We start from the raw sequence: 23,849 nt of genomic DNA, 5'->3' as shown, positions 1-23,849 counted from the left end.
TGTATAAACAGATGAAGATAATAAAAATGAAAAGACGCAAAAACAATAAATACTCAAAAGAGCAGTTTGAAAATCTTTTAAATGCACTACATGAAACAGAATTATCATTTTCTGGAATACAGGAAAATTCTAATGAAAAAACCATAACAGAGGATGAGCTGTCAGAAAAAATCTCAAACTCAAGTGTGGGGGCTAAAGGTACTCTTTTCGATGCAAAATGTGCTCAGCATCTTTTCTATCATTTTGTTAATGCAGTAAATTTCAATTCCAAGTCTTCTTATAACGTTATCTGCAAATATGTAAGACAAAAAAGAAAGCTGTTTTTGCGTACTTACTTTCCATCTGCAATATCCTTTGAGAAAAAAAATATCGATGAGGATGACTTAAATGATCTGCTGTCGGATATAGACAATTTCATTTCAGGTGCTACAGGTGCGTCTGATGTATATTCATCCGATCTGAGCTTAAGACTTATAAATCCTTCTTTGCTTCATGTTGTCGAAACAGCTTGCCAAAAGTTTGATCCTAATTTTAGATATATATTTTTGCAGCTGCTAAGCGCTCCTTTAGAGTCATTTACTGATAAGCATCTATCTGTTGGCAACGGTTATGATCTGAATACTTTCTTTGAACTTACAGTCTTTTATCTGAGAGTATTTTGTATCATTGACAAAAATGAGAGTATGGACAGTGCTCTTTTAAAAGAGTGTCTGCCACCGCAGTTAGCTTTCCTCATCGGCAGAGCTTATTTAAATGGCGAATATCTGCCACTTGATAAGGAGCTGGCTTTCAGGTGGTTTGCCTATGGTGCTCTTTTAGGTGATAGCAAATGTCTTATGGCATTTTTGCTGCATTTTTCAAATCTTGACTGTTCTGATGAACAAAAACTATCTAAGTGTGCACTTAAGATAAGATTCACTCTGTTTTATGCTTATCTTAATACCTCATATTCAACTAAGCATCCTGAGCTGTATGAGTATCCTTGCTACTATGAGCAAGAAGGCTTTAGCTCATATGAAATGTACTGTCTAGCTAGATATTTAAAATATACAGCTTCAAGTTCTCTGTTCCTGAAAAAGACCTCAAGAGATGATCTTTATGAACTTGATTTGTTTGCAAGATTCGACTCCCATATTTGTTATCTTGCAAATGTAAACAAAAAAGATATAAATCTGCTATCTGCAATAATGCTTTTTTGTTACACCTTCTATGATGAGTCAGTTTTTGAGGGGTTTTACAAGGAGTTGTATCACTTATCTAGGCCAAGAGCGAAAACACCTGATGAACCACTAAAATTCTTTTCAGACATTTTTGTATCCAATGCAAAAAAAGGCGGCCTGTTCGCACTTGAATGTCTTAATATCTTCTCTTTATTCAGCGAATTTGATCTTGAAACAGAAGATGAGCTTTTAAAGAGAATGTCAGATGCTGGTATGACAGAGGCTTCATTTATACTTGCAACTAAACAAAAGCGCATGTCAAAGGATACAAGTGGTACTGAATTTTGGAAAAAGCCAGCAAAGGACGGATGCGGTTTTGGCTATCTTAATCTTGCTGTAGACTACTATCTTGAAAAGGATTATGAGCAGTGTATTGTCAATGCAAAAATTGCCATTTCATATGGTGTTGTTGCAGGATTCATGCTCTTGTACTCAGCTTATAAGGAATCAAATCCGCCTTTGGCATATACATATTTAAGAATTGCATCTGAATATGTAATTCCTGATGCATACAGAGAGCTTGCATCAGAGAGGGAAGAAGATAAGTATAATCCTCTTCCTTATATGAAAATAGTTGAGAAAATTGAGTCACTGTCAGCTGTAAGCTCAACTGCCTGTGTTCTTATGATTGAGTTTTATAAAAACTCAACACTTCTTCCTGAAAACCATATAAAGATTGCTGAATATATTCAGCGTTCACTAAAGCTTGGAGTTGGATCTTCAGTTGATGAGTATATGGATTTTTATTCTAGATCGTTTAAGAGTGACTGGCTGTACCCGCCATCAATTCCGACTAATCTCAATTCATTTGGATCATTAAGGAAAATTTACAGTGTTGACAGTAAGGTAACGGACAGTCAGGATCCTCATTATGAAGAAGTCAAAAAACTAAGTGAGGCTCTAATGTTCAGCTTGAGACATGGCACAACTGAACTTGAGCAGATCTGTCTTTACAATATTGTATCCTCACAGATAATGGATGTAATAGGTGTAAAGAGTGCAAAAGGACTAAATGCAATAAAGAGCAGTAGTGAATCTGTTTTAAATTCTTACTCACTTTTACTCTCATTAGGTGCAACCAAATCACTTAAAAACGGTGATAAGAATGTAATTACATACTATACAAATACTACGCACGCTCTGTCTGATGCACTTTTTCAAATGGATGAAAGAACTCTTCACTTTATCAAGGCAAAAGCACTTCACTGTATAAGAGCATATACTCTTGAGTGTGACTATGAGAATTATCTCAATGAGATAAATAAAGCAGCAAACGCAGAAGATCCTCTTTCATATCTTCTCAAACAGACTGATTTTTCTGATATTATTAAACAAAGAAATACTTCCGTTAAATCAAAGGAAGCTGATGATCAAAATACAAAAGAGGACGTAGTGATCTTAAACGTCACTCAGTAAAATATGCAGTATCTTCTGAAAATACAGATTAAAAATACAAGAGCATGGCGTCTGTTAAGTGTAGACGGCGAGTATAATCTGTCAAAACTAATGAAAATCATTTCACTTGCATTTTCATCAAAAAGCTGTGCAGGAACTCTTTTTTACAAAGACAAAGAATATGTAATCGAGCATGAAGCTGCTGTTTTTGGTGATGAATTTTCTATCTTTGATAGCTTTGATATAAAAGAGCAGGACATTTTTTCTTTTACTTTAAAGGATTTTGATGGACTGGACTTTTGGGTGACTGTACTTAAAAAGGCTGAACATCTTGACTGTCTTTTACCATCTTTAATTGCAGGGACAGGTCCTGTCAATTCAGATAGCTATACATCTGCTGATGCTTTAAATGATTACCTTGAGTCAGATGAAGAGCTTATTCTTGACTGTAAAGAAATCACTAAAAATATAAGAGAGTTTAGTACTCAAAAAGAAAATATTAATGATGCCATGATAAAAGCTGGCGCAAAAGAACTTAATTTCAGGATTGAATAAAATGTCTTTACATATGATTGATAATGTCTCTATACCAGAGACTTTTGATTTACCAGACAGATTAACAATAGAGCAGAAGAAAAAAGACGATATGCTTTTTGATAAGGCTTTAGAGCTAATCAAGCAAAAGGATGCACTTTTAATTGCACACTACTATACATCTGAAACAATGCAGCGTCTTTGCGAGGCCTCAGGCGGATTTATCGGTGATTCTCTTGAGATGGCAAGAAAAGGAAGAGATTCTGATAAAAAACTGATTTTAGTTGCAGGTGTGCGCTTTATGGGAGAAACAGCAAAGATCCTCTCTCCTGAAAAGACAGTTATCATGCCGGATTTATCTGCAGAGTGCTCACTTGATTTATGCTGCAATGTTGAGGATTTAAAAAGAGTAAAGTCATCTGTAAAGGATGCTGTTGTAGTTGCATATGCAAATACATCTGCAGCTGTTAAGGCTCAGGCTGACTGGATTGTTACATCATCACTTGCTGTAGAGCTTGGCAAGTATCTAACTCAGCAAAAAAAGACTATTTTATGGGTTCCAGATCGTCACCTTGGCTCATATATTGCCAATATGTCAGATTCTGATATTTACTGCTGGCCAGGTCGCTGTATTGTGCATGATGCATTTGAGGCCAATGCCCTTGATTTTGTAAAGAAAGAGCATAAAGATGCGCTTGTTTTAGTTCATCCTGAGGCTCCTGCCAGTGTGGTTGCAAAAGCAGATTATGTAGGTTCTACTTCACAAATTCTAGCTTTTGCAAAACAATCTTCTGCAAAAGAATTTATTATTGCTACAGAGAGAAATATTTTTTATAAACTCTCACTTGCCTGCAAAGATAAGAAATTCATTGAGGCTCCAGTGGCAAGTACAAAAGGTCACTGCATAAGCTGTGCTAACTGTCCATGGATGGAACTTAACACCCTTGAAAAACTTATTGCTGCACTCAATTGTCCAAAATCTCATGAACTGTCTGTGGACGAGAACATAAGATTAGGTGCATTAAAACCTCTTGAAAGAATGCTTGATTTCTCAAGAGATCTTAAAGAAGGAAAAATAATACTTGAGTGATCGTGAAATAAGATATTCTCTTGAAATAGAGAATGGTATATACGATGAAACAAACAGTGAATATGAGCTTATTGACTGTTCTGATAGGCTCATATGTGCAGAGCATCGTTCTGCACAGGGGGCAAAGGACAAACTCATATCAATAGCTCAGTCTTTTGGTGGAAACTGTGTCAAAGATGTAAAAGTCAAACCATTTGAAAGAAATTCAATTGGTTTTTCCATTCAGATGTATGAGGCTACAGGAAAAGTCTGTCTTGCAGCAAAAAAGGATGATAACGGCGAGTATTCAAGATCCGATCTTGAGAATATGCTTAGCCATTATGAAATTGACCGTTATGTGAAAAATCAGAGCAATTCAAGAAAGATGTCTTTTGTACTCAAGGTTATTGGCGTGATTCTGTTCTGTATTTTCACAGTAGGCTTTTTGATGTCTAATTAGAATTTTGCAATACTACTTGAAATTCATAACGTTAGACCACATCTTCTATTATAGAACCTATACAGGAAGAAGATATCTATGGATGAGAACGAGAAATACAGTGTTGATGCACTGACAGAAGATACAATAAGAAAACTCGAGCAGAGCGGTCTTAGAATGACTATTCAGCGTCGACACATTATTGAAATTCTAACCTCAAGTAAATGTACCTCTCCAAAAGAGCTGTGGTATGAGGCAAAGGAATATGTTCCAGATCTTGGAATTGCAACTGTTTACCGTCTCATCAACCGTCTTGAACAGATTGGAGTCATTTCAAAGGCCAGAAATCTTGGTATGCAGAATGTAGAGCCAAAACTTGGTACTTTAAAGGATAAAACCGGTAACATAATTAAAAAAGAAGGTTCAACTCAGGAGCTTGCAGCTTTAATAAAGCAGGGCCTGATGACAAGCGGTAAAATTAAAGCTGAAGAGAATATCAAACTATCATTGGTAGGCGATAAAATCAATATACAAATATCCTAGGATCACATAATGAAACTAATAAAGAGTGCACCAACAGTACTAGATGCAGTCCCTGAGTCTGTTCAAAAAAAGGCAGGAGAATTAGCAGAATCAGGTGAAACTTACCTTGAAGCAATTTATGTGATAAAAGAACGTAGAGAAAACGGTCTTGTAAGAGCTGTTGACGTTGCTAATGAACTTGGGTTAAGTAGACCTAGTGTTTCTCGTGGACTTAGTCTTTTAAAAGAGCGCGGATATATAAGTGTTGAGCTTGCAGGTGATATTGAGTTTACTAAAGAAGGTCGTGCACTTGCTGAAAAAATCTTTAAAAGACATCAGTATCTTACTGTATTTTTTAAACATATAGCCAATGTTCCTTCAGATATTGCAGAGTCAGATGCATGCAGGGTAGAGCATGTGATTTCTGAACATACCATGAATGGTATTATTGAATATCTAAAAAAGAACGACATCGTATAATACCTATCCATTTTCTCAAAGAAGATTTGCTCATTGCCAGAAAAATTGATTCAAATATCAATTTTGTGAATTAGATCTTTAGAGAAAAGATCCTAATTGTATATAGTATCAATCAGTTACATCCATATTTTAGATATGGTATGTTGAGAATAATAATAAAAAAAGTGCGATCTTAATCGTCAATTTTATATTAACTGCTTAAGTTGTATAAAAATTCCTTCGATATTTAATTTGATCCACTTAAGTACTATACAAGACAAGGCTGCATAGGTGTGGTATGAGATTCCTAGAACGTTTTTCCATAAAACAGAAAATGATTTTTTCCTATCTGATGCTTATTTTCGCATCAATCGGATTAGGTTACATCTGTCTTTATATGTCTCTTGTAAATGGCAAGGTTGTAAGTGAAGCTCATGTTACCTTAGATGAACGTTACATAAAGGTAAAGAACACATCTGATTATTTCTTGAATCTTCATACTATTTTAGGGGAAGTTGCAGTTAGCAAGAAGACTGATGAGCAGACACTAAAAAAAGTCAAAAATCTTTCTGATAATTTAAAGTATGCAACTGACAAGTTACAGACTGCAAGATATCCTACAGAAGTTGAAGCTATCAAGAGTTCTGTTTCAAAATACCTGTCCTTAACTGAGAGTGTTGTTCAAAAGAGCACATCTGGTGAAAGTGATGTTGCAAAAGACATTTACTACACAAGCATGTTGCCTCTTATTCTGACAGTGCAGTCAAATATTTCAAAAATTAATACTCAACAGTTGCATATTGTTAATGAGAAACTTAATGTTTTAAACAGTAGCACTCCATTTGTAAGTTCCATTGTGGTTATTTTCTTTGAGATTGTCTGTGCCTTTATAGTAGTTATACAGATGCCAAGACTGATTGTAAGCTCAATTAATGTTGCTATTAAGGTTGCTAATTCCTTAGCATCAGGTCATCTTCATAACGAAATTAAAATTAAGCGCCGTGATGAGTTCCTGCCACTGCTTATGGCAATGGAAAAAATGAGAGCATCCTGGTATGAAAATGTTATTCTGATAAAGGAAGTAAGTCAGAATATTTCAAAATATATGAGCAGACTGCAGGATTCATCAACACAGATTGAGGAAACTGCAACAGAAAATCAGGATTATTCAAAGACAGTTTTTGATGCATCAGAGTTAATGGTTAATACAACTCAGGAAATTGCTCATAACTGTTCAGATGCATCTAATACATCTGATGAAACATCACAGGATACACAAAACGGTATAGCAAGAGTAAATCAGACAATTGAAAGACTGAATATGCAGATTGAAAAGTCAAAGCATGATGCTGCACTTGTATCAAAACTCTCAGAAAGAGCAATTGCAATTGGTGATATTGTAAGTGCTATTGATGATATTGCAAATCAGACAAATCTGTTAGCTCTTAATGCTGCAATTGAAGCAGCAAGAGCTGGATCTGCAGGTAAGGGCTTTGCTGTGGTTGCAGATGAGGTCCGTTCACTTGCATCTAGAACAAGTAAATCTACTCAGAAGATCATTGATATGGTGACACAGGTTCAGTCAGATGCGGTAGCAGCAAACGAGGCTACACAGGACTCTGTAAAGGAAATGGACAGCATCTCAGAACAGTCAGGTCAGCTAAATGAGATCCTTGATGGTGTTATCTCAAAGGTAGACAATGTTAACAGACAGATAACAGAGATTTCTCATGCTGCAAAACAGCAGATAAGATCAACATCAAATATCTCAATGAATATGAAATCAATCACTGAAGGATCTGATGGTCTTTATAAGGAAATTAAGGCTGTTGAAAAGCAGATTAACAGAACCAATGTTGAAATCGGCAGACTTTTAAGTGTTGTTTCAAGATTCTATGTCTAATGCTTTTATAATCTTGTTTTAAATACTTGTCAGCACCTTTTTTTTGGTGCTGATTTATTTTTAGAGAAGAGTAATTTTACCAAATTGTGCCGAATGATGTGCTGACAAGGAAAATTATGAACGGTTCTTCCTTGAACCGTATTTTTCAGTTTTAAGTTTCCATCCTAGGCCGAACCTTTAAATTGAATAGTGTGAATGTTTAACAAACAACAATGGAGCTATTCAATGGCAGGCAATTTTCAAAAGCTAAATGACGCCACTGCCTTCTTTCATGGGGAGCTGTCAAATATGTAACGTACTAATTTTCAATTAGCTTTTGTGATCAAGAAAATCACCTACAGTTGCATTTGTAGCACTTACAATATCGTTTGGATTTATACCTACACTATATCCTCGTCTGCCACCTGAAACCAGGATTTCATCAAACTCTAAAGCACTCTGACACAAAAGGATCTTTGTCTGTCTTTTTTGACCAAATGGACTTAAACCACCTATAACATATCCTGTTATTCTTTGAGCATCCTGTGGACTTGCTATTTCAAGTGACTTGAGTTTGAGTAATCTTGCAGCACTTTTTAATGAAATCATTGCATCAACAGGAGTCACTGCAGTAATGAATGTTTTTTCAAAGACAAGCACTATTGATTTGTAAACCATTTTAGGATTGAGATTTAGTGCTTTTGCCGCAAATTTGCCATAATCGTGATCAACTGTACATTCGTACTCATATTCTTTGAAATCAATTTTGTGATCCTTTAGATATTTTACGGCTGGTGTAAGCATTGCGATCCTCTTTTTTCGTAAGTTTAAATTTGTATATATTTAGGTGTCCATTTTATACCAAATAGCCTAAAATAGTTTCAAATCGGGCCATAATATGGCAACAATAACTATTATTAACAAAAAATGTTTATGCAAAAGATCTGTTATTAGTCACATTTTTTAATAAAAACAGACTCTAAAACACGGTAATTTAAAAAATATGCTTGAACTTTGCATTGTTAAATCTATAAAATGTCACTTACTGAATGACCGACAAGTAGGTTGTTCAAAAGTAAGGCCTAGTGCCTTTTAACAACTAGAAATGACTATTTCTAATAACATACATAAGTGATATTTGTAAGGACATTTTTTATGAAGAAAACAATTCTGGCTTCATTAATCGGTGCTTTAACTTTAGGCGCATCAATTTCAGCAAATGCAGCCATTGAAAAAGATCAGTTAACAATTTGGGTTAACGGCGATAAGGGTTACAACGGTATTGCTAAGGTAGGTGAGAAGTTCACTGCTGATACCGGTATCAAGGTAACAGTTGCTCACCCAGATCAGGTTGAAGTTAAGTTCCAGCAGACTGCTGCAACTCAGAATGGTCCTGATATCATCATGTGGGCTCACGACCGTTTCGGTGAGTGGGCACAGGCAGGTTTAATTGCTCCTGTAACTCCATCAGACGAGTTCAAGGCAAAGTTTGCTCACGTAGGTTGGGATGCAGTTACCGTTAACGGTAAGATTGTTGGTTACCCTGTAGCTATCGAAGCAATCAGCTTAATCTGTAACAACAAGTTTGTTAAGAAGGCACCAGAGAACTTTGAAGATTTAGTAAAGTTAGGCGACACCTTAAAGAAAGATGGTGTTAAGCCAATCATCTGGGCTTATGCAACTCCATACTTCTCATACCCATTCTTATCAGCTCAGGGCGGTTACGCATTCAAGAAGGTTGAAGGCGGCTATGACGTTAAGGATACCGGTGTTGCAAATGCAGGTGCAAAGGCAGGTTTACAGTTCGTTGCTGACTTAATCAACAACGGTTATACCGATAAGGGTGCTGACTACGGTGTTATGGAAGCTCAGTTTACCAAGGGTAAGGCAGCATGTATCATCAACGGCCCATGGGGCTGGCCAAACTACGACCAGGCTAAGGTTGACTTCTCAGTTTACAAGTTACCTAAGTTAGGTGGTAAGGATTCAAAGGCTTTCGTTGGTGTTACCGCTATGGCTTTAAACTCAGCTTCACCTAACAAGGACTTAGCAGTACAGTTCTTAGAAGAGTACTTATTAACCGACGCTGGTTTAGAAGCAGTTAACAATGACAAGTCAATTGGCGTAGCAGCTTTAAACAGCTTCCAGGCTAAGTTAGACAAGGATCCACGTATTGCAGCTACTAAGGTTAACGCATCTAACGGTGACCCAATGCCTGCAGTACCTGAGATGAGCAAGTTCTGGTCATCATTCGAGACTGCTCTTAAGAACATCACTTCAGGTCGTCAGTCTGTAGATGAGGCTACCTCAGTTGCAGCTAAGCGTATCTTAAGCGAATAATAATTTCTTTAAACTAGCCCTTGTCTAGTGCAAGGGCTTCTTTTTTTTTGTTTGGCAAATTAGGAATTGGACATGGAACTGTCAGCAATGCATAATTTGAAACTTGGTCCTAAAGCTCTGCTTAAGTGGACTGTAGTTGCTTTAATTGTGTTAGTAAACCTCTATGCCGACATCTGCATGTATTCAAACGGTGATATTGCATATCCTCTTTTGGATCTTGTTCTTGTTGGTGCTGGTGTTTACATCTTCGTAAGTAAGAAAATGTACGCTCAACGCTATGCTTTCCCAAGTGTGGCAGGTATGAGTGCATTCATTATCTTCCCTCTAATCTATACTTTGTGGATTTCATTCACAAACTATTCAGGCGCTCACGTAATGACCGTAGAGTCTGCAAAAGCATTCCATATGCAGAAGACCTACAAGTCAGAAGGTGGTGACTTTGCATACAAGATCTTCGCAACTGAAGACAATATGTGCAATATTTACCTGACCCAGGGTGATGTTGCCTATTCTCTTGAGAGTGCTATTAACTTAAAAGATTCTAAGTTAACAGCAAACGCAAACCAGGGTAAGGTAACAGAGCTTAAGCTAGTTGCTGCTACACAGCAGCCAGAAGGCAAGTTACTTCCAATGAAGGATTTAATGCCTCTGCGTAACAACTTAAAGAGCCTTGTTCTTTTAGTACCTGAATCACAAATCAAGTTATCAATGAGCGGTATCCGCCAGTTCTCAGCAAAGAGTGAAAAGTTTAAAGAATTAAAAGTTGGTGAGAAAGCTGATAACGGTTTTGTTGTTGATTCAAAGAACGTATTATGGGATAACGAAACTAAGCAGTTATTCATGCCAAATGGCGATACTGGTTTCTATCAGTATGCTAACGAGAAAGGCGAGTTATTCGGTGAAGAGTTCTCTCCTGGCTTCAAGGTTAGCGTTGGTTTAAAGAACTATATCAAGTTCTTAAGCAACGAAAGCATTCGTATGCCATTTATCCAGATCTTCTTATGGACTGTATTCTTCTCAGGCTTTACAGTATTCATTACTCTGGCAATCGGTATGCTGCTTGCTTGTTTAGTACAGTGGGAGTTCTTGCGTTTCAAGGGCATCTATCGTGTGTTCTTAATTCTTCCATACGCTGTACCATCATTCATCTCAATTCTGGTTTTCAAAGGTTTATTCAACCAGAACTTCGGTGAATTAAACGTATTCTTAAACATCGTAATGGCACCTTTATACAATCTGTTCGGTGCACAGTGGACTCCTATCGAGTGGTTTACCGATCCTTGGGCAGCACGCGCAATGATCTTAATGGTAAACGCATGGTTAGGTTATCCTTACATGATGATTCTATGTATGGGTCTTTTAAAGTCTATTCCAGACGATCTATACGAGGCTACTGCAATTGAAGGTGCAACTCCACTGCAGAACCTGACAAAGATTACATTACCATTACTAATCAAACCTTTAGCTCCATTGTTAATTGCATCATTCGCATTTAACTTCAACAACTTCGTTCTGATTCAGTTATTAACTGGTGGTGGTCCTGACATCATCGAGGCTACCGAGGCTCCTGCTGGTTACACAGACCTCTTAGTAAGCTTTACATATCGTATCGCTTTCGAAGGTGGTAAGGGTAATGACTACGGTCTTGCTGCAGCTGTTGCTACTATGATCTTCATCATGGTTGGTCTATTAAGCTTGTTACAGTTACGCTTAACCAAGAACAGCCAGGCACAGCGTTAGGAGATAGAAAATGGCAATTGTACAACCAAAATCATTAAAGTATAGAAAGGCTGCTGCTCATACATTTATTTTAGCCTTCTTATGCACAATTATGTTTCCTCTGCTAATGATTGTAGCTATTTCATTCCGTCAGGGTAACTTCTCTGTGGGTGATATTATTCCATCAGCTGCTACATCTACATTGGATCACTGGAGACTTGCTTTAGGTTTCAATGTTCGTCAGTTAAACCGTGTTACCGGTTCAACAATTGACTATGTTGAAACTGATGACGGTAAATATCAGATCCTTGTTAGATCTGAAGATGATTCAAGCTTCAGAAACTATGTAACTGAGCCATTCTCAATTAGCGACGTTAAGGCAAAGGCTTCTGCTGATGTTCCTTATGTTGTTAACTGCTATACTCAGACTTCTGATGCTGAGTCTGCTCAGTTTGCTGACGCTTCAACTGCAAAAGAGAATAATGCTGTTTTAGAGTCAGTATTAGCTATGAAGCTTGGTGAAGGTTCTGATGCAGTTCAGTACTTCATCGATAAGAACGACAAGGAAGGCACCTCATATGGTATCTATAAGGAGAAGATTATTCCTCCTCCATTCCCAGTATTACTGTGGTTGTGGAACTCAATTAAGGTTGCTTTCATTACTGCATTCTTGATTATCTGCTTATCAACAACTTCTGCTTATGCATTCGCTCGTATGAAGTTCAAGGGTAAGACTGTAATCTTAAACGGTATGCTGATTTTCCAGATGTTCCCTGCTGTGCTTGCCTTGGTTGCTATCTATGCACTCTTTGACAAGATTGGTGAGTACATTCCATGGTTAGGTCTGAACACCCACGGTGGTCTGATCCTTTCATACATGGGTGGTATTGCACTGCACATTTGGACTATCAAGGGTTACTTTGAAACAATCGATGCTTCACTAGAAGAAGCTGCTGCTATTGATGGTGCAACTCCATGGCAGGCATTCAGATTAATTCTGTTACCACTGTCAGTACCTATCTTAGCTGTTGTATTCATTCTTGCATTCATCAGCACCATTACTGAGGTTCCTGTAGCATCAGTTCTGTTACTTGACATGAATGAGTTAACCTTAGCTGTAGGTTCACAGCAGTACCTGTATCCACAGAACTATCTGTGGGGTGACTTCGCAGCTGCAGCTGTGCTGTCAGGCCTTCCAATTACCATCGTATTCTTGCTAGCACAGCGCTGGTTAGTAGGCGGTTTAACTGCTGGTGGTGTTAAGGGCTAATAAGTAGATTTATTTGAAAGAATTTTAAGAGTGTAAATAAAATGGCAGAAGTTTTATTAAGTAAAGTTAGAAAAAACTATAACCCAGCTATCCTTAAGGATACATTACGTAACATTAACTTAGATATTAAGGACGGTGACTTCATCGTTTTCGTTGGTCCATCAGGCTGTGGTAAGTCAACTCTTTTACGTATGATCGCAGGTTTAGAGGATATTACCGATGGTGATTTACTTATCGACGGTAAGAGAGTAAATGATGTTCCACCATCAGAGCGTAACATCGGTATGGTGTTCCAGTCATATGCTCTTTATCCACACATGACTGTATTTGATAACATGGCTTTCGGTCTAAAGTTAAAGCACATGGACAAAAAAGAGATCCTAAGAAGAGTAGTTCAGGCTGCTGACGTTTTAGGTCTTGAGGCTTTCTTAGAGCGTAAACCAAAGGCTTTATCAGGTGGTCAGAGACAGCGTGTTGCTATCGGTCGTTGTATCGTTCAGAATCCATCAGTATTCTTATTCGATGAGCCTTTATCAAACCTTGATGCTGCTTTACGTGTTAAGATGCGTCTTGAGATTGCAAAGTTACATCAGGAATTAAACGCAACCATCATCTACGTTACCCACGATCAGGTTGAAGCTATGACTTTAGCTGACAAGATCTGCGTATTAAGCCCATTACGTCCAAGTGCAGAGTCAAATCTTGAGCAGTTTGGTTCACCACTTGAGTTATATAACCACCCAGTTAACTTATTCGTAGCAGGCTTCATCGGTTCACCTAAGATGAACTTCTTAAAGGGCGAAATCGTAAGCATCAGCGAAGAGAAGTGTACTGTTAAGTTAATTACTGGTGAAAAGGTAACCGCTTGCGTAAATGCTACACGTGGTAAGGTTGGTGACAGCATTATTCTTGGTGTTCGTCCAGAGCACTTGTTAACCAAGAATATTGATGCAGCTGATGGTGGTAAGGTAACCGCAAAAGTTATTGTTACTGAGAATCTTGGCGCTGAATTCTATGTTTACATGGATTCTGGTGCATCTGAGGTTGGCAGTGACTTCACAGTTAAGTCTGATTCAGAGCTTGAAGTAGTTGCAGGCGATGAGTTCAGCGTTGGAATTCCTGCAGCAGCATGTTATTTATTTGATGCTGAAGGTATCGCATTCCCTCGTACACAGGTGTACAAGAGAAGCTGATGACAGCAGTCTAATCTGTCTATTTGCCAAGTTGGGAGCCGAAAGGCTCCCATTTTTGTATGGAAAAACAGGATTTAGATTTTAAAAAGAAAGAGGGCATGCTTTGCATGCCCTCTGTGCTGTAGTCTGGATTAAGCGTATGTATTGATGTTAGCGCCTTTACTTCCTTCAACAACAGGAGTAACACTCTGTGTCTGCTGAGGTGCAGCTAAAGAAGAGGTACTCTGTGCAGTCTGTGCGGCGCTTTGCACCATAGCAAGGGCAATCTGGCCCTGATTATCGCTTTGACGCTTCATCATGGCAACGCTTAAGGACTCCATACCGAAATTTGAGTTAACTGAACTCATAGTTATGCCCTCCTTACTATCAAGTATAGTTATCGGCAGATTCAAATTCAAAATTAAATATTCAAACTGAGAATTTTTGATATTTCTTTTAAATTTTCATCGGTACCTGTAAATACAAGTGCGTTGATACCTCTTGATTTTGCCATAGCTACATTGTCCTTGTTATCATCCATAAAGAAAGTTTCTTCTGGTTTTAGCTGATATCTGTCAAGTAATGTCAGGTAAATACCTTTTTCAGGTTTAATCATTTTCTCTTCACCTGATACAACTATTCCTTCAAATTGCTGTAAAAAGGTATATTTGTTATAAGCATATGGAAAAGTTTCCGCAGACCAGTTTGTAAGGCCATATACTTTGTATTTGTCAGAATTTAAAACTGCTTTGAGAACTTTTATACCTGAACTGATTTCGCCCTTGAGCATTTTTTCCCAGCCTTTGCGATAGAGCATAATCTGATCTCTATACTCTTCGTGTTCTTTGGCAAGTTCATTCATGCAATCTTCAAAACTTCTGCCTCTGTCCATCTGTGAGTTCCACTTTGTAGTAACGATGTTCTGAATAAAGTATTCCATTTTTTCATCGTCATTGAAAATTTCTGAGTAGAAATAGCGCGGATTCCAGTCTAAAAGAACACCACCAAAATCAAAAACCACATTCTTAATGGCCATAAAAAACTCCGTGTTAATTAACAGACAGTCTGATAATTATATTAAATTATTTGTCCATAATTTCAGCAAAAAACACAAAGAATTCAAATTTGTGCAGATATCACAAAAGAGAGCATTTGATCTGACTGATTTTGAAGATTGGTATATTTTTGGTAAAATATGTTCGTTGTTAAAACCTTTTTATAGGGGACACTATGAAAAAAACATTATTTGCTGCTCTTTTTGCAGCATGCGCTTTTGTATCATCAGCAAATGCTGAAAAGTTAAGATTCGGTACAGAGGCAACATTTGCACCTTTTGAATTTACCGATAAAGAATCAAATATCATCGGTTATGACGTTGATATTATTAAAGCTATCGCTGAGGTTGAAGGTTTTGAGGTTGAGATTGTTAATCTCCCTTTTGATTCTTTAGTACCATCTGTACTTACATCGCAGATTGACGGTGCTATTGCAGCAATGACAATTACTCCAGAAAGAGCAAAGCAGGTAGCTTTCTCAGATCCATACTATAAGTCAGGAATCAGTGCTGTTATCCGTAAAGATGATGTTGAGAAGTATGTTTCTTTAGATGATTTAGCTACACAAAGACTATGTGCTCAGATTGGCTCAACAGGTTCAAATGTAGCAACAAAGATTTCTGGTAAGGTTGGTAACTACAATACAGTTCCTGAAGAGTTTATGGAATTAAACGCAAAGGGCTGTGAAGCTGTTATCAATGACCGTCCTGTAAATCTATACTTTCTGAAGCAGATGAAGGAAGATGCGTTTGTTGAAATCAAGGAATTATACAATGGTGAGGATTACGGCATCGTTGTTAACAAAAAGAACCAGGAGCTTTTAAAGAAGATTAATTCTGGTCTTGCAAAAATTAAAGCAAACGGCAAGTTTAAAGAGATCCATGTAAAGTGGTTCAAGGTTGAAGAATAATTTCTATTCTTCTTTTTTCATACAAGGCAGCTAATAACTGCCTTTGATTTTTTATTATGACAAGTATTATTGAGTATTTTTCAGAGCTTGATTTTGAATTTGTTAAGAATTCATTATGGCTCCTTTTAACCGGTGCTATCGTAACATTAGAGATTACTCTTGTTGCAGTATCCTTTGGTGTTCTGATTGGTCTTTTCGTAGGTATGGCAGAGTTGTCAAGCTACAGATTGTTAAGAATACCAGCTAAGGTTTATGTTGATATCATCCGAGGTACGCCTCTTTTGGTGCAGATTTTTATTATTTATTTTGCACTGCCAAATATCATAAATATGCGTATTGAGCCATATATAGCAGCAGTAGTAGCCTGTTCTATAAATTCAGGTGCATATGTTGCTGAAATCTTCAGATCTGGTATACAGTCAATCGATAAAGGTCAGTTCGAAGCAGGTAGATCTCTTGGTCTTACATGGTCTCAGACAATGAAGATGATTGTTGTGCCTCAGGCTTTTAGAAGAACAATCCCTCAGCTTGGAAATGAGTTTATTGCCATGCTTAAGGATTCATCATTAGTATCTGTCATTGGTTTTGAAGAGTTAACAAGAAAAGGTCAGCTGATTATTGCAGCCACCTATCGTTCATTTGAGATCTGGGCTGCAGTTGCAGTAATTTATCTTGTAATGACTCTGACAATAAGTAGATTTGTTTCTTATCTTGAGAAAAAATACAACTCAAAAGGACATAGATAATGATCGTTATTAAAGATTTACATAAAAGCTATGGAGCTAATGAGATTCTCAAGGGCATAGATCTGCATATCAAAAAGAGTGAAGTTGTTGTTGTAATAGGTCCATCTGGCTCAGGAAAGAGTACACTTTTACGTTGTGTAAATTATCTTGATGTTCCAACTTCAGGATCAATTACTATCAACAATGAGACCATTACAAGAAAAACAAATATCAATCACATTAGAGCAGAAGTTGGAATGGTATTCCAGCACTTCAATCTTTTCCCTCATATGACAGTTCTTGAAAATATAACCATTGCTCCTGTCAATGTAAGAAAGATGTCAAAAGAGGAAGCTAATGCAAAGGCATTAGAGCTTTTAAAGAGAGTTGGACTTGAATCTAAGGCAGACTCTTATCCTGATCAGTTGTCAGGTGGTCAGCAGCAACGTGTTGCAATTGCACGTGCTCTTGCTATGGAGCCACAGGTAATGCTGTTTGATGAGCCTACATCAGCTCTTGATCCTGAGATGGTCAATGAAGTACTGGATGTAATGAAGGATTTAGCTCATTCTGGTATGACCATGATGTGTGTTACTCATGAAATGGGATTTGCAAAGCAGGTTGCATCAAGAGTCTTGTTTGTTGATCAGGGTAAAATTCTTGAAGATACCACTCCAAAAGAGCTGTTTGAAAATCCAAAACACGAAAGAACAAAAGAGTTTTTGGCGAAAATTCTATAATTTTTTGTTTACAATTGTGTAATCTTAAAAAGCCGAATCTTAAAAAACAGGATTTGGCTTTTTTAATTATCTGATTAATAAAGCAATTTTCTTTTATATACAGATATTCAATTGAAAATAATTCCTTTATAATTTCTTCAGAAATTGGAGATATCTGTATGGCATACAATTCACATGAGTCTCAGATGATGCAAAAAGGTCTATTTGCATTAAGCTGGCCTATTTTTATCGACCTTAGCATGCACTTTTTTTCTATGGTGATAAATACAGCTATGGTCAGCTCGCTATCGCTTAAGGCAGTAGCTGAATTAAATCTTGGCTCACAGATGTTCCAGCTTGCCTTTGTCATATTCAATTTCATTAATATTGGTGTATGCGTTGTAACAGCTCAGGCTCTAGGTAACGGCAACAAATCCATTGTAAGACGTGTAATTCATATGTCTCTTGGCATAAATATCGTTATTGGATTTCTCATTGCTTCATTTGGTTGTTTTGGATCATCAATTATATGTGACATCATGAATATTCCAGATGATATTTATGATTCATCAAAACTTTACCTGTCCATTCTGTCTGTATGTTTTATTGCAGAGGCTGTAAATCTTTGCTGCTCAGCTATATTAAGAGGGTGTGGAGCAACAAGAGATCCTATGTATATCAATGTTTCAGGTAATATTCTTATTATTTTCTTGAACTATCTGTTCTTGTTTGGCAGTTTTGGCGCTCCAAAGCTTGGGATCTATGGTGTAGCTTTAAGTGTTGTAATCTCAAGATTCCTGTCTATAGGCTTTTTATACTATCTAATGCTAAAAAGGACAGGCGTAAAGATTGTTTACAGATATATTTTTGTTCTTAAAAAGAAAATTCTCTCTCAGCTCATGAGTATAGGTCTTCCAGGTGCTGGAGAAAACCTGACATGGCAGCTGCAGTTTCTTTTCATGACATCAGTTGTGGGCACCTTTGGAACAATTGCACTTGCAACACAGGGTATCTATTTTCAGATGTGCGGTGTTATCATGCTGTTCTCAATTTCTGTAGCATTAGGAACAGAAATTCTTGTTTCACATCATGTTGGTTCAATGAACCTCAAGATGGCTGACAGACAGCTTATGCATTCTGTAAAAATCGGTATTGTCATAACCTCAATACTTGCTGTCAATATTCCTATATGGCTAGGTACTGCTGTATTTTCAATCTTTACAGATGATCCTGAGGTTTTTGCATATGCAAAGCCAATCTTTTACGTTTCAGTTGTAATGGAGGTTGGCAGAATATTAAATATCATCATTATCAACTCTCTAAGAGCTGTTGGGGATACCCGTTTTCCAATGTATATGGCAATTCTCTCTATGTGGGGTGTATCTGTTCCTGTTGGCTGTTTTTTGGGTATTTACATGCAGATGGGACTTTTGGGTGTTTGGATTGGTTTTTGTGCTGATGAATGCTCAAGAGGTCTTATCATGCTTGCAAGATGGAAATCAAAAGCATGGGTTTCTCGTGCAGTAAAATACTACAAAAAAAATTATGCAAAGCTTAAAACTGCATAAAAACAGCATAATTTTCCATTTTGGTGCAAATTATAAAATTTTTATCTATTTAAAAAATGTGGTATATTGTCACAAATTTTTTAATTAACAGGTGAAAACATGTTTTTTGATCGTATCGAAGCTGCTCCTGCAGATCCAATTTTAGGTTTAACAGATGCTTATAAGAAGGATCCAAATCCTAATAAAGTTAACCTAGGTGTAGGTGTTTACCAGAACAACGAAGGCAAGACTGTAATTTTAGACTCAGTTAAAGATGCTGAGAAGATTTTGTTAGAGAAAGAGGATACCAAATCATATCTTCCTATCACAGGTCTGGCAGATTACGGTACTTTAGCCCGTGAGCTGATTTTTGGTAAGGATTCAGAGTTTGTTTCATCTGGCAGAGCAATTTCATGTCACTGCCCTGGTGGTACCGGTGCTTTACGTATTGGCGCTGACTTTTTACATCAGCAGAATGTAGCTACCACAATCTGGATTTCAGATCCAACTTGGGCAAACCACTACCAGATCGCAACTTCAGCAGGTATGAAGTTTGAGCGTTATCCATACTATGACAGAGTAAACCACAATCTGGCTTTTGACAGAATGTTAGAAACTCTGTCTCAGGCAAAAGAAGGTGATGTAGTTCTTCTTCACGCATGCTGCCACAACCCAACTGGTATTGACCCAACAAAAGAGCAGTGGGAGCAGATTGCCAAGTTCCTGGCAGACAAGAAGTTAATTCCATTTATTGACTTTGCTTACCAGGGCTTCGGTAAAGGTATTGAAGAGGATGCCTTTGGTGTTCGTACAATTGCCAAGTACAACAAGGAATTACTGATTGCTTCATCATTCTCAAAGAACTTTGGTCTGTACAACGAGCGTGTTGGTGTTTTAACTGTAGTTTGCGAATCAAAGGAAGCTGCAGATAAGGTATTATCACAGGTTAAGATTGCAGTTCGTACAGCTATTTCTAATCCACCAGCTCACGGTGAAAAGGTTGTTACCACAATTCTTTCTGACAAGAATTTAAGAGCTAAGTGGGAAAATGAATTAAAGGGTATGCGCGATCGTATTCAGCAGATGCGTTCATTATTATCAGAGAAGTTAAAGGCAGCTGGTGCTGGTAACTTTGATTTCATCAATGAGCAGAACGGTATGTTCTCTTTCTCAGGTCTTGATAAGGATCAGGTTGAGGCATTACGTAAGGACTTCGGTATTTATGCTGTTGCTTCTGGCCGTATCTGCGTTGCTGGTATCAATACTAACAACATCGATAAGGTTGTTGAAGCTATTGCTGCTGTAGCAAAGCGCTAATCTTTGTATAATCTAAAAAGGAGCTCATGTCTTTGTTAAGTCATGGGCTTTTTTTTATATTTGCAACAAAATAGTAAAACCTATTGTTTATCATAATCGCAAAAATAATTTTGTATTTTGCAATAACATTTCCAACCACAAGATGACCTTCGATTACACCAGTATTGGATTTTTTGAAAGTTCATTTAGATTGTTACAAATTGTTTCAATTTTCATAGTGCCTTAACTTTAGGTGAGATCTTTTTTTTCTGTTGCATCGACACCTTTTTTATGAAAAATTTCATCAAGTAGTGGCAGAGCTTTGATATTAAAGCTAAAATAAATGAGAATGGCGAGAAAAAATGGTGAAAATATGAAACTGAACATAATGGAAAAAGCAAAAGAAGGTAATAAGCTTCTCTTAAGTCTTGTTATATTTTCTGTATTTGTAGTTTTGTATGTACTGTATGTAACAGTTGTAGGTTTAATTTCTTCAACCTGTCCTAAAGCTTATGATCCTCCTGTACTTGAACAGACAAGCACAGATCAGGAAAAAGCAATAGTGATTGCAAATTCTCTAACATATGCACTTGATCAACAGCTGAATTCTCCTTTCGGCTGGTTACCTAATGACATTCTGTTTGTACCAAAGATCCTTGATAATTCTACAAATTATCAAAAAGGTGTTATCTATGCTACAAGACCTGCCTCAGATATCATTGCAAAGACAGTTTCACGTTATGGCAAGAACGATACTTTAGATTCACGTCTTGTTGATGCCACCTCAAGATATTTTGTTTATTCTTCAGATGTATGGGGATTTTGGTTTATCTACGATGCTGAGGGCAAATACAGAAGTGGTATTAAAAACTGGCTCTCCTGGGCTCAGTCTGTAGATACAAATGCAAAAAATGCAGGTATTTACAATGTAAAATCTGATGATGTATATGCCATTTTAAAATACTGCAATCAGATGCTTGAATATGCCCTTGGAAATTTAAATGATGTGAATATCGGCCATTTTGATTCTGATAATCAGATCTATTTTGCAAAAGGTATCTGTTCTGTTGTTGAGAATGTACTGCGCGGTCTTATTGCAGTAGATTCATCAGTTATTGAAAGAGGCGGTAATGAGAATGTGTCAGCAGCTATAGAGCGTCTGACTTCAATTCGCGATTTTAATCCGACATATGTTTTTGCAGGTGGCTCTAAAAAGGGTGATACCATGGTTCCAAATCATGTAGCAAGTATTGCAAGACATATAGATATTGCATCAAACCGTATTAACGACATAATGACATCCATGGAAAAATAGTCCATGCTTTTATATTTATTCAGATTTTTTGAAAATCTGATTTCACCTTTTAACTATAAGGTAACAAGTCAGCTACCAAAAAGTCTTACAGGTTTTCTACTGTTTTTTTCAAAAGGCCTGTATGGCTTTTTCTTTCTAGCAGCATCTTTAAATTCGCTTATAGCAATAGGTGAGGCTCTATTCTTTGTAAGTCTTGGTTATATTGTTGACTGGACAACTTCAACTTATCCATATGATTTTTTAAGTCAGCATGGTAACTCATTGCTTATCATGCTATTAACTGCAGGCGTAATTCTCCCTATAGCATCTATTTTTCATTCTCTTCTGATTCATCAGACACTGCAGAGTAATTATGCAATGATTGTAAGGTATCAGCTGCATACACATCTTCTTGATCAGTCGCTGTCATTTTTCAACGATCAGTTTGCAGGCTCTCTTGCAAACAAGGTTATGCAGACATCAATGGCTGTAAGAACTGCTGTAATGAAACTTATGGATGTGGTAGTACATCTAGTTGTTTATATTGCAACTATTTTTGTGATGCTTGCTAATGCAAATCTTTCATTGTGCATTCCTATTTTAATCTGGCTTACTCTTTATGTTGCATCCATATTTGTATTTATTCCTCGCTTGAGAAAAGCTTCAAAGGTATCATCCGATCAGAGATCTGTAATGGTTGGCCGCATAGTTGACAGTTATACAAATATTTCTACTGTAAAGCTTTTTGGCGGACATGGAAGAGAAAAACAGTATGCAAAAGAGGCGATGAATGAATTTAGGCAGTCTGAATATAAGGCTTTAAGAGTTCTTACATTGTTTGATGTAAGCGTTCAGCTCATGAATTACACAATGCTGATTGCTCTTGTTATGCTGTCTTTATATCTGTGGTCATTTACGCTTGTTACACCAGGAGCAATTGCAATTGCAATTGCAATTGCAATAAGACTTATAAATATGTCCAGATGGATTATGTTTGAGGTTGGTGCAATCTATGAGAATCTTGGAATGGTATATGATGCCATTTCTTCAGTTGTAAAACCTATCAGTGTTCTTGATCCAAATGCTCCAAAACAGATCCTAACTTTTAACGATTCAATTTCTTTTGAGAATGTTGCTTTTGCATATGCTGATAAGGCAAACATTCTTGAGAATTTTTCATTAAAGATTAAAAAAGGTCAGAGAGTAGGTATTGTAGGTCCATCAGGTGCTGGCAAAACCACAATAATAAATCTTTTACTAAGATTCTTTGATGTTAAATCCGGAAGAATTTCAATTGATGGAACTGATATTCGAGAAATCAGACAGGATGATTTGCGTGATCTGTTTTCTATGGTGACACAGGATGCAAGCCTTATGCACAGAACCATTGGACAGAATATCAAATATGGCAGTGATGAAGATCTTGACGAAAGTGAGCTTTTAAAGGTTGCAAAAGATACTGATTCATTATCCTTTATTGAAAATCTTTCAGATTACAGAGGTGGCAACGGCTTTGACACATTAGTAGGAGATAGAGGTGTGAAACTCTCTGGTGGACAGAAACAGCGAATAGCTTTAGCTAGAGTAATGGTAAAAAATGCACCTATTCTCATACTTGATGAGGCGACCTCAGCTTTAGATTCTAAATCTGAAAAGATTATTCAGGAAAATCTTGAAAAAATAATGAAAGACAGAACTGTTATTGCAGTAGCCCACAGACTGTCAACTCTAAAGAGTATGGACTTTATTGTGGTGATTGATCATGGAAGAGTAGTTCAGATCGGATCTCATAGTGAGCTTCTTGAAAAGCAGGGCCTGTATAAACAGCTTTGGGATCTGCAGACAGATGGTTTTATCTGCTAACATTTTGCTTTAAAACATCTCCATGAAATATCAAATTTTCAAAGAGAATCTTTATCATATCCTTGCTCAAATGGTAAAAGAACTTTTTTTCAGAATCTTTATACAAGCTTAGGAATTTCTCCTGTAATGTAGTACATCGTTTGTTTTTCATACAGCCTGTAAAAAAAATATCATGTACTGGTTCAATGGTTTTATTTTAAAAACACTTGTGAAATAATGATATTTACGCCATTTACGTATTGATGAGACGATAAATATAATATAGCTTCAAAAAAAATATAAAAAAAAAGTTTGACAGCTTTAAAAAAAAGTCTATAATGCATTTCCGTTGTCACAAACGATAACGAACATTAACCAAGCGTTAATGCAGATCTTTAAAAATCAGTACGGACAATCTGTGTGGGCCCTCGGAAGAGGGA

The 23,849-nt window shown here is 37.0% G+C and carries 21 protein-coding genes; 18 read left to right on the top strand and 3 right to left on the bottom strand.

What is annotated here, in order from left to right:
- Positions 1–26 precede the first annotated feature (26 nt).
- The 7 genes from J5V48_RS04015 (at position 27) to J5V48_RS03985 (ending at position 7,541) form a co-directional block, all read left to right on the top strand.
- Entirely contained in the window at positions 27–2,636 is a 2,610-nt protein-coding gene (locus J5V48_RS04015; RefSeq protein WP_219937275.1) for a hypothetical protein, read from the top strand.
- Positions 2,637–2,639: 3 nt separating this feature from the next.
- Positions 2,640–3,170 carry a hypothetical protein gene (locus J5V48_RS04010; protein WP_219937274.1) on the top strand — a complete coding sequence of 177 codons (531 nt, stop codon included), beginning with the start codon at positions 2,640–2,642 and terminating at the stop codon, positions 3,168–3,170.
- A gap of 1 nt (position 3,171) precedes the next feature.
- The gene (gene nadA, locus J5V48_RS04005; protein ID WP_255557710.1) at positions 3,172–4,239 is read left to right on the top strand and encodes a quinolinate synthase; all 1,068 of its coding nucleotides are present in this window, start codon (positions 3,172–3,174) and stop codon (positions 4,237–4,239) included.
- Positions 4,232–4,678, top strand: a complete 447-nt coding sequence (locus J5V48_RS04000) for a hypothetical protein (protein WP_219937273.1) — start codon at positions 4,232–4,234, stop codon at positions 4,676–4,678. Before nadA ends, J5V48_RS04000 begins: the two co-directional genes overlap by 8 nt.
- Positions 4,679–4,756: 78 nt before the next feature.
- Complete coding sequence (locus J5V48_RS03995; RefSeq protein ID WP_219937272.1) at positions 4,757–5,200, top strand: transcriptional repressor; 444 nt, start codon at positions 4,757–4,759, stop codon at positions 5,198–5,200.
- A gap of 9 nt (positions 5,201–5,209) precedes the next feature.
- The gene (locus tag J5V48_RS03990) at positions 5,210–5,659 is read left to right on the top strand and encodes a metal-dependent transcriptional regulator (RefSeq protein ID WP_219937271.1); all 450 of its coding nucleotides are present in this window, start codon (positions 5,210–5,212) and stop codon (positions 5,657–5,659) included.
- 277 nt (positions 5,660–5,936) lie between these two features.
- On the top strand, positions 5,937–7,541 hold the full coding sequence (locus J5V48_RS03985) for a methyl-accepting chemotaxis protein (protein ID WP_219937270.1): 1,605 nt from the start codon (positions 5,937–5,939) through the stop codon (positions 7,539–7,541).
- A gap of 309 nt (positions 7,542–7,850) precedes the next feature.
- Here J5V48_RS03985 and J5V48_RS03980 read toward each other — a convergent pair whose 3' ends face one another.
- Positions 7,851–8,324, bottom strand: a complete 474-nt coding sequence (locus J5V48_RS03980) for an aminoacyl-tRNA deacylase (RefSeq protein WP_219937269.1) — start codon at positions 8,322–8,324, stop codon at positions 7,851–7,853.
- A 351-nt stretch (positions 8,325–8,675) separates the two neighbouring features.
- Between J5V48_RS03980 and malE the strand changes: the two genes are divergently transcribed.
- From malE to J5V48_RS03960, 4 genes are all read left to right on the top strand, one after another.
- Positions 8,676–9,860: a maltose/maltodextrin ABC transporter substrate-binding protein MalE gene (malE, locus tag J5V48_RS03975; RefSeq protein WP_219937268.1), complete on the top strand. Its 1,185-nt coding sequence runs from the start codon at positions 8,676–8,678 to the stop codon at positions 9,858–9,860.
- A 72-nt stretch (positions 9,861–9,932) separates the two neighbouring features.
- The gene (gene malF / locus J5V48_RS03970; RefSeq protein ID WP_219937267.1) at positions 9,933–11,600 is read left to right on the top strand and encodes a maltose ABC transporter permease MalF; all 1,668 of its coding nucleotides are present in this window, start codon (positions 9,933–9,935) and stop codon (positions 11,598–11,600) included.
- A gap of 10 nt (positions 11,601–11,610) precedes the next feature.
- Positions 11,611–12,849, top strand: coding sequence for a maltose ABC transporter permease MalG (malG, locus tag J5V48_RS10015; protein ID WP_336244984.1), 1,239 nt, complete (start codon positions 11,611–11,613; stop codon positions 12,847–12,849).
- A gap of 41 nt (positions 12,850–12,890) precedes the next feature.
- Positions 12,891–14,042 (top strand): ABC transporter ATP-binding protein, encoded by a 1,152-nt coding sequence (locus J5V48_RS03960; RefSeq protein WP_219937266.1) that lies wholly within the window; start codon positions 12,891–12,893, stop codon positions 14,040–14,042.
- A gap of 131 nt (positions 14,043–14,173) precedes the next feature.
- Here the strand turns inward: J5V48_RS03960 and J5V48_RS03955 are convergent, their stop codons facing one another.
- Both J5V48_RS03955 and J5V48_RS03950 read right to left on the bottom strand, forming a co-directional pair.
- A complete protein-coding gene (locus J5V48_RS03955; RefSeq protein WP_219937265.1) occupies positions 14,174–14,389 on the bottom strand; it encodes a hypothetical protein in 216 nt (71 codons plus the stop codon).
- Positions 14,390–14,442: 53 nt separating this feature from the next.
- Entirely contained in the window at positions 14,443–15,057 is a 615-nt protein-coding gene (locus tag J5V48_RS03950; RefSeq protein ID WP_219937264.1) for an HAD family hydrolase, read from the bottom strand.
- 194 nt (positions 15,058–15,251) lie between these two features.
- Here J5V48_RS03950 and J5V48_RS03945 point away from each other — a divergent pair, with 194 nt between their 5' ends.
- The 7 genes from J5V48_RS03945 (at position 15,252) to J5V48_RS03915 (ending at position 23,430) form a co-directional block, all read left to right on the top strand.
- On the top strand, positions 15,252–15,986 hold the full coding sequence (locus J5V48_RS03945; RefSeq protein WP_219937263.1) for a basic amino acid ABC transporter substrate-binding protein: 735 nt from the start codon (positions 15,252–15,254) through the stop codon (positions 15,984–15,986).
- Positions 15,987–16,042: 56 nt separating this feature from the next.
- Complete coding sequence (locus tag J5V48_RS03940) at positions 16,043–16,732, top strand: amino acid ABC transporter permease (protein ID WP_219937262.1); 690 nt, start codon at positions 16,043–16,045, stop codon at positions 16,730–16,732.
- Positions 16,732–17,451 (top strand): amino acid ABC transporter ATP-binding protein, encoded by a 720-nt coding sequence (locus tag J5V48_RS03935; RefSeq protein WP_219937261.1) that lies wholly within the window; start codon positions 16,732–16,734, stop codon positions 17,449–17,451. The genes J5V48_RS03940 and J5V48_RS03935 overlap by 1 nt, the downstream gene beginning before the upstream one ends.
- A gap of 158 nt (positions 17,452–17,609) precedes the next feature.
- Positions 17,610–18,998, top strand: a complete 1,389-nt coding sequence (locus J5V48_RS03930) for an MATE family efflux transporter (RefSeq protein WP_219937260.1) — start codon at positions 17,610–17,612, stop codon at positions 18,996–18,998.
- 99 nt (positions 18,999–19,097) lie between these two features.
- Positions 19,098–20,294, top strand: coding sequence for an amino acid aminotransferase (locus J5V48_RS03925; protein ID WP_219937259.1), 1,197 nt, complete (start codon positions 19,098–19,100; stop codon positions 20,292–20,294).
- A 352-nt stretch (positions 20,295–20,646) separates the two neighbouring features.
- Positions 20,647–21,588: a DUF2333 family protein gene (locus J5V48_RS03920; protein ID WP_219937258.1), complete on the top strand. Its 942-nt coding sequence runs from the start codon at positions 20,647–20,649 to the stop codon at positions 21,586–21,588.
- 3 nt (positions 21,589–21,591) lie between these two features.
- Positions 21,592–23,430: an ABC transporter ATP-binding protein gene (locus J5V48_RS03915; protein ID WP_219937257.1), complete on the top strand. Its 1,839-nt coding sequence runs from the start codon at positions 21,592–21,594 to the stop codon at positions 23,428–23,430.
- Positions 23,431–23,849 lie beyond the last annotated feature (419 nt).

It is taken from the genome of Succinivibrio faecicola, from assembly GCF_019448115.1.
In the GTDB taxonomy this organism is placed as follows: domain Bacteria; phylum Pseudomonadota; class Gammaproteobacteria; order Enterobacterales; family Succinivibrionaceae; genus Succinivibrio; species Succinivibrio faecicola.
The sequence above is the reverse complement of the archived record's forward strand: the minus strand, read 5'-3'. Positions and strand labels throughout refer to the sequence as shown.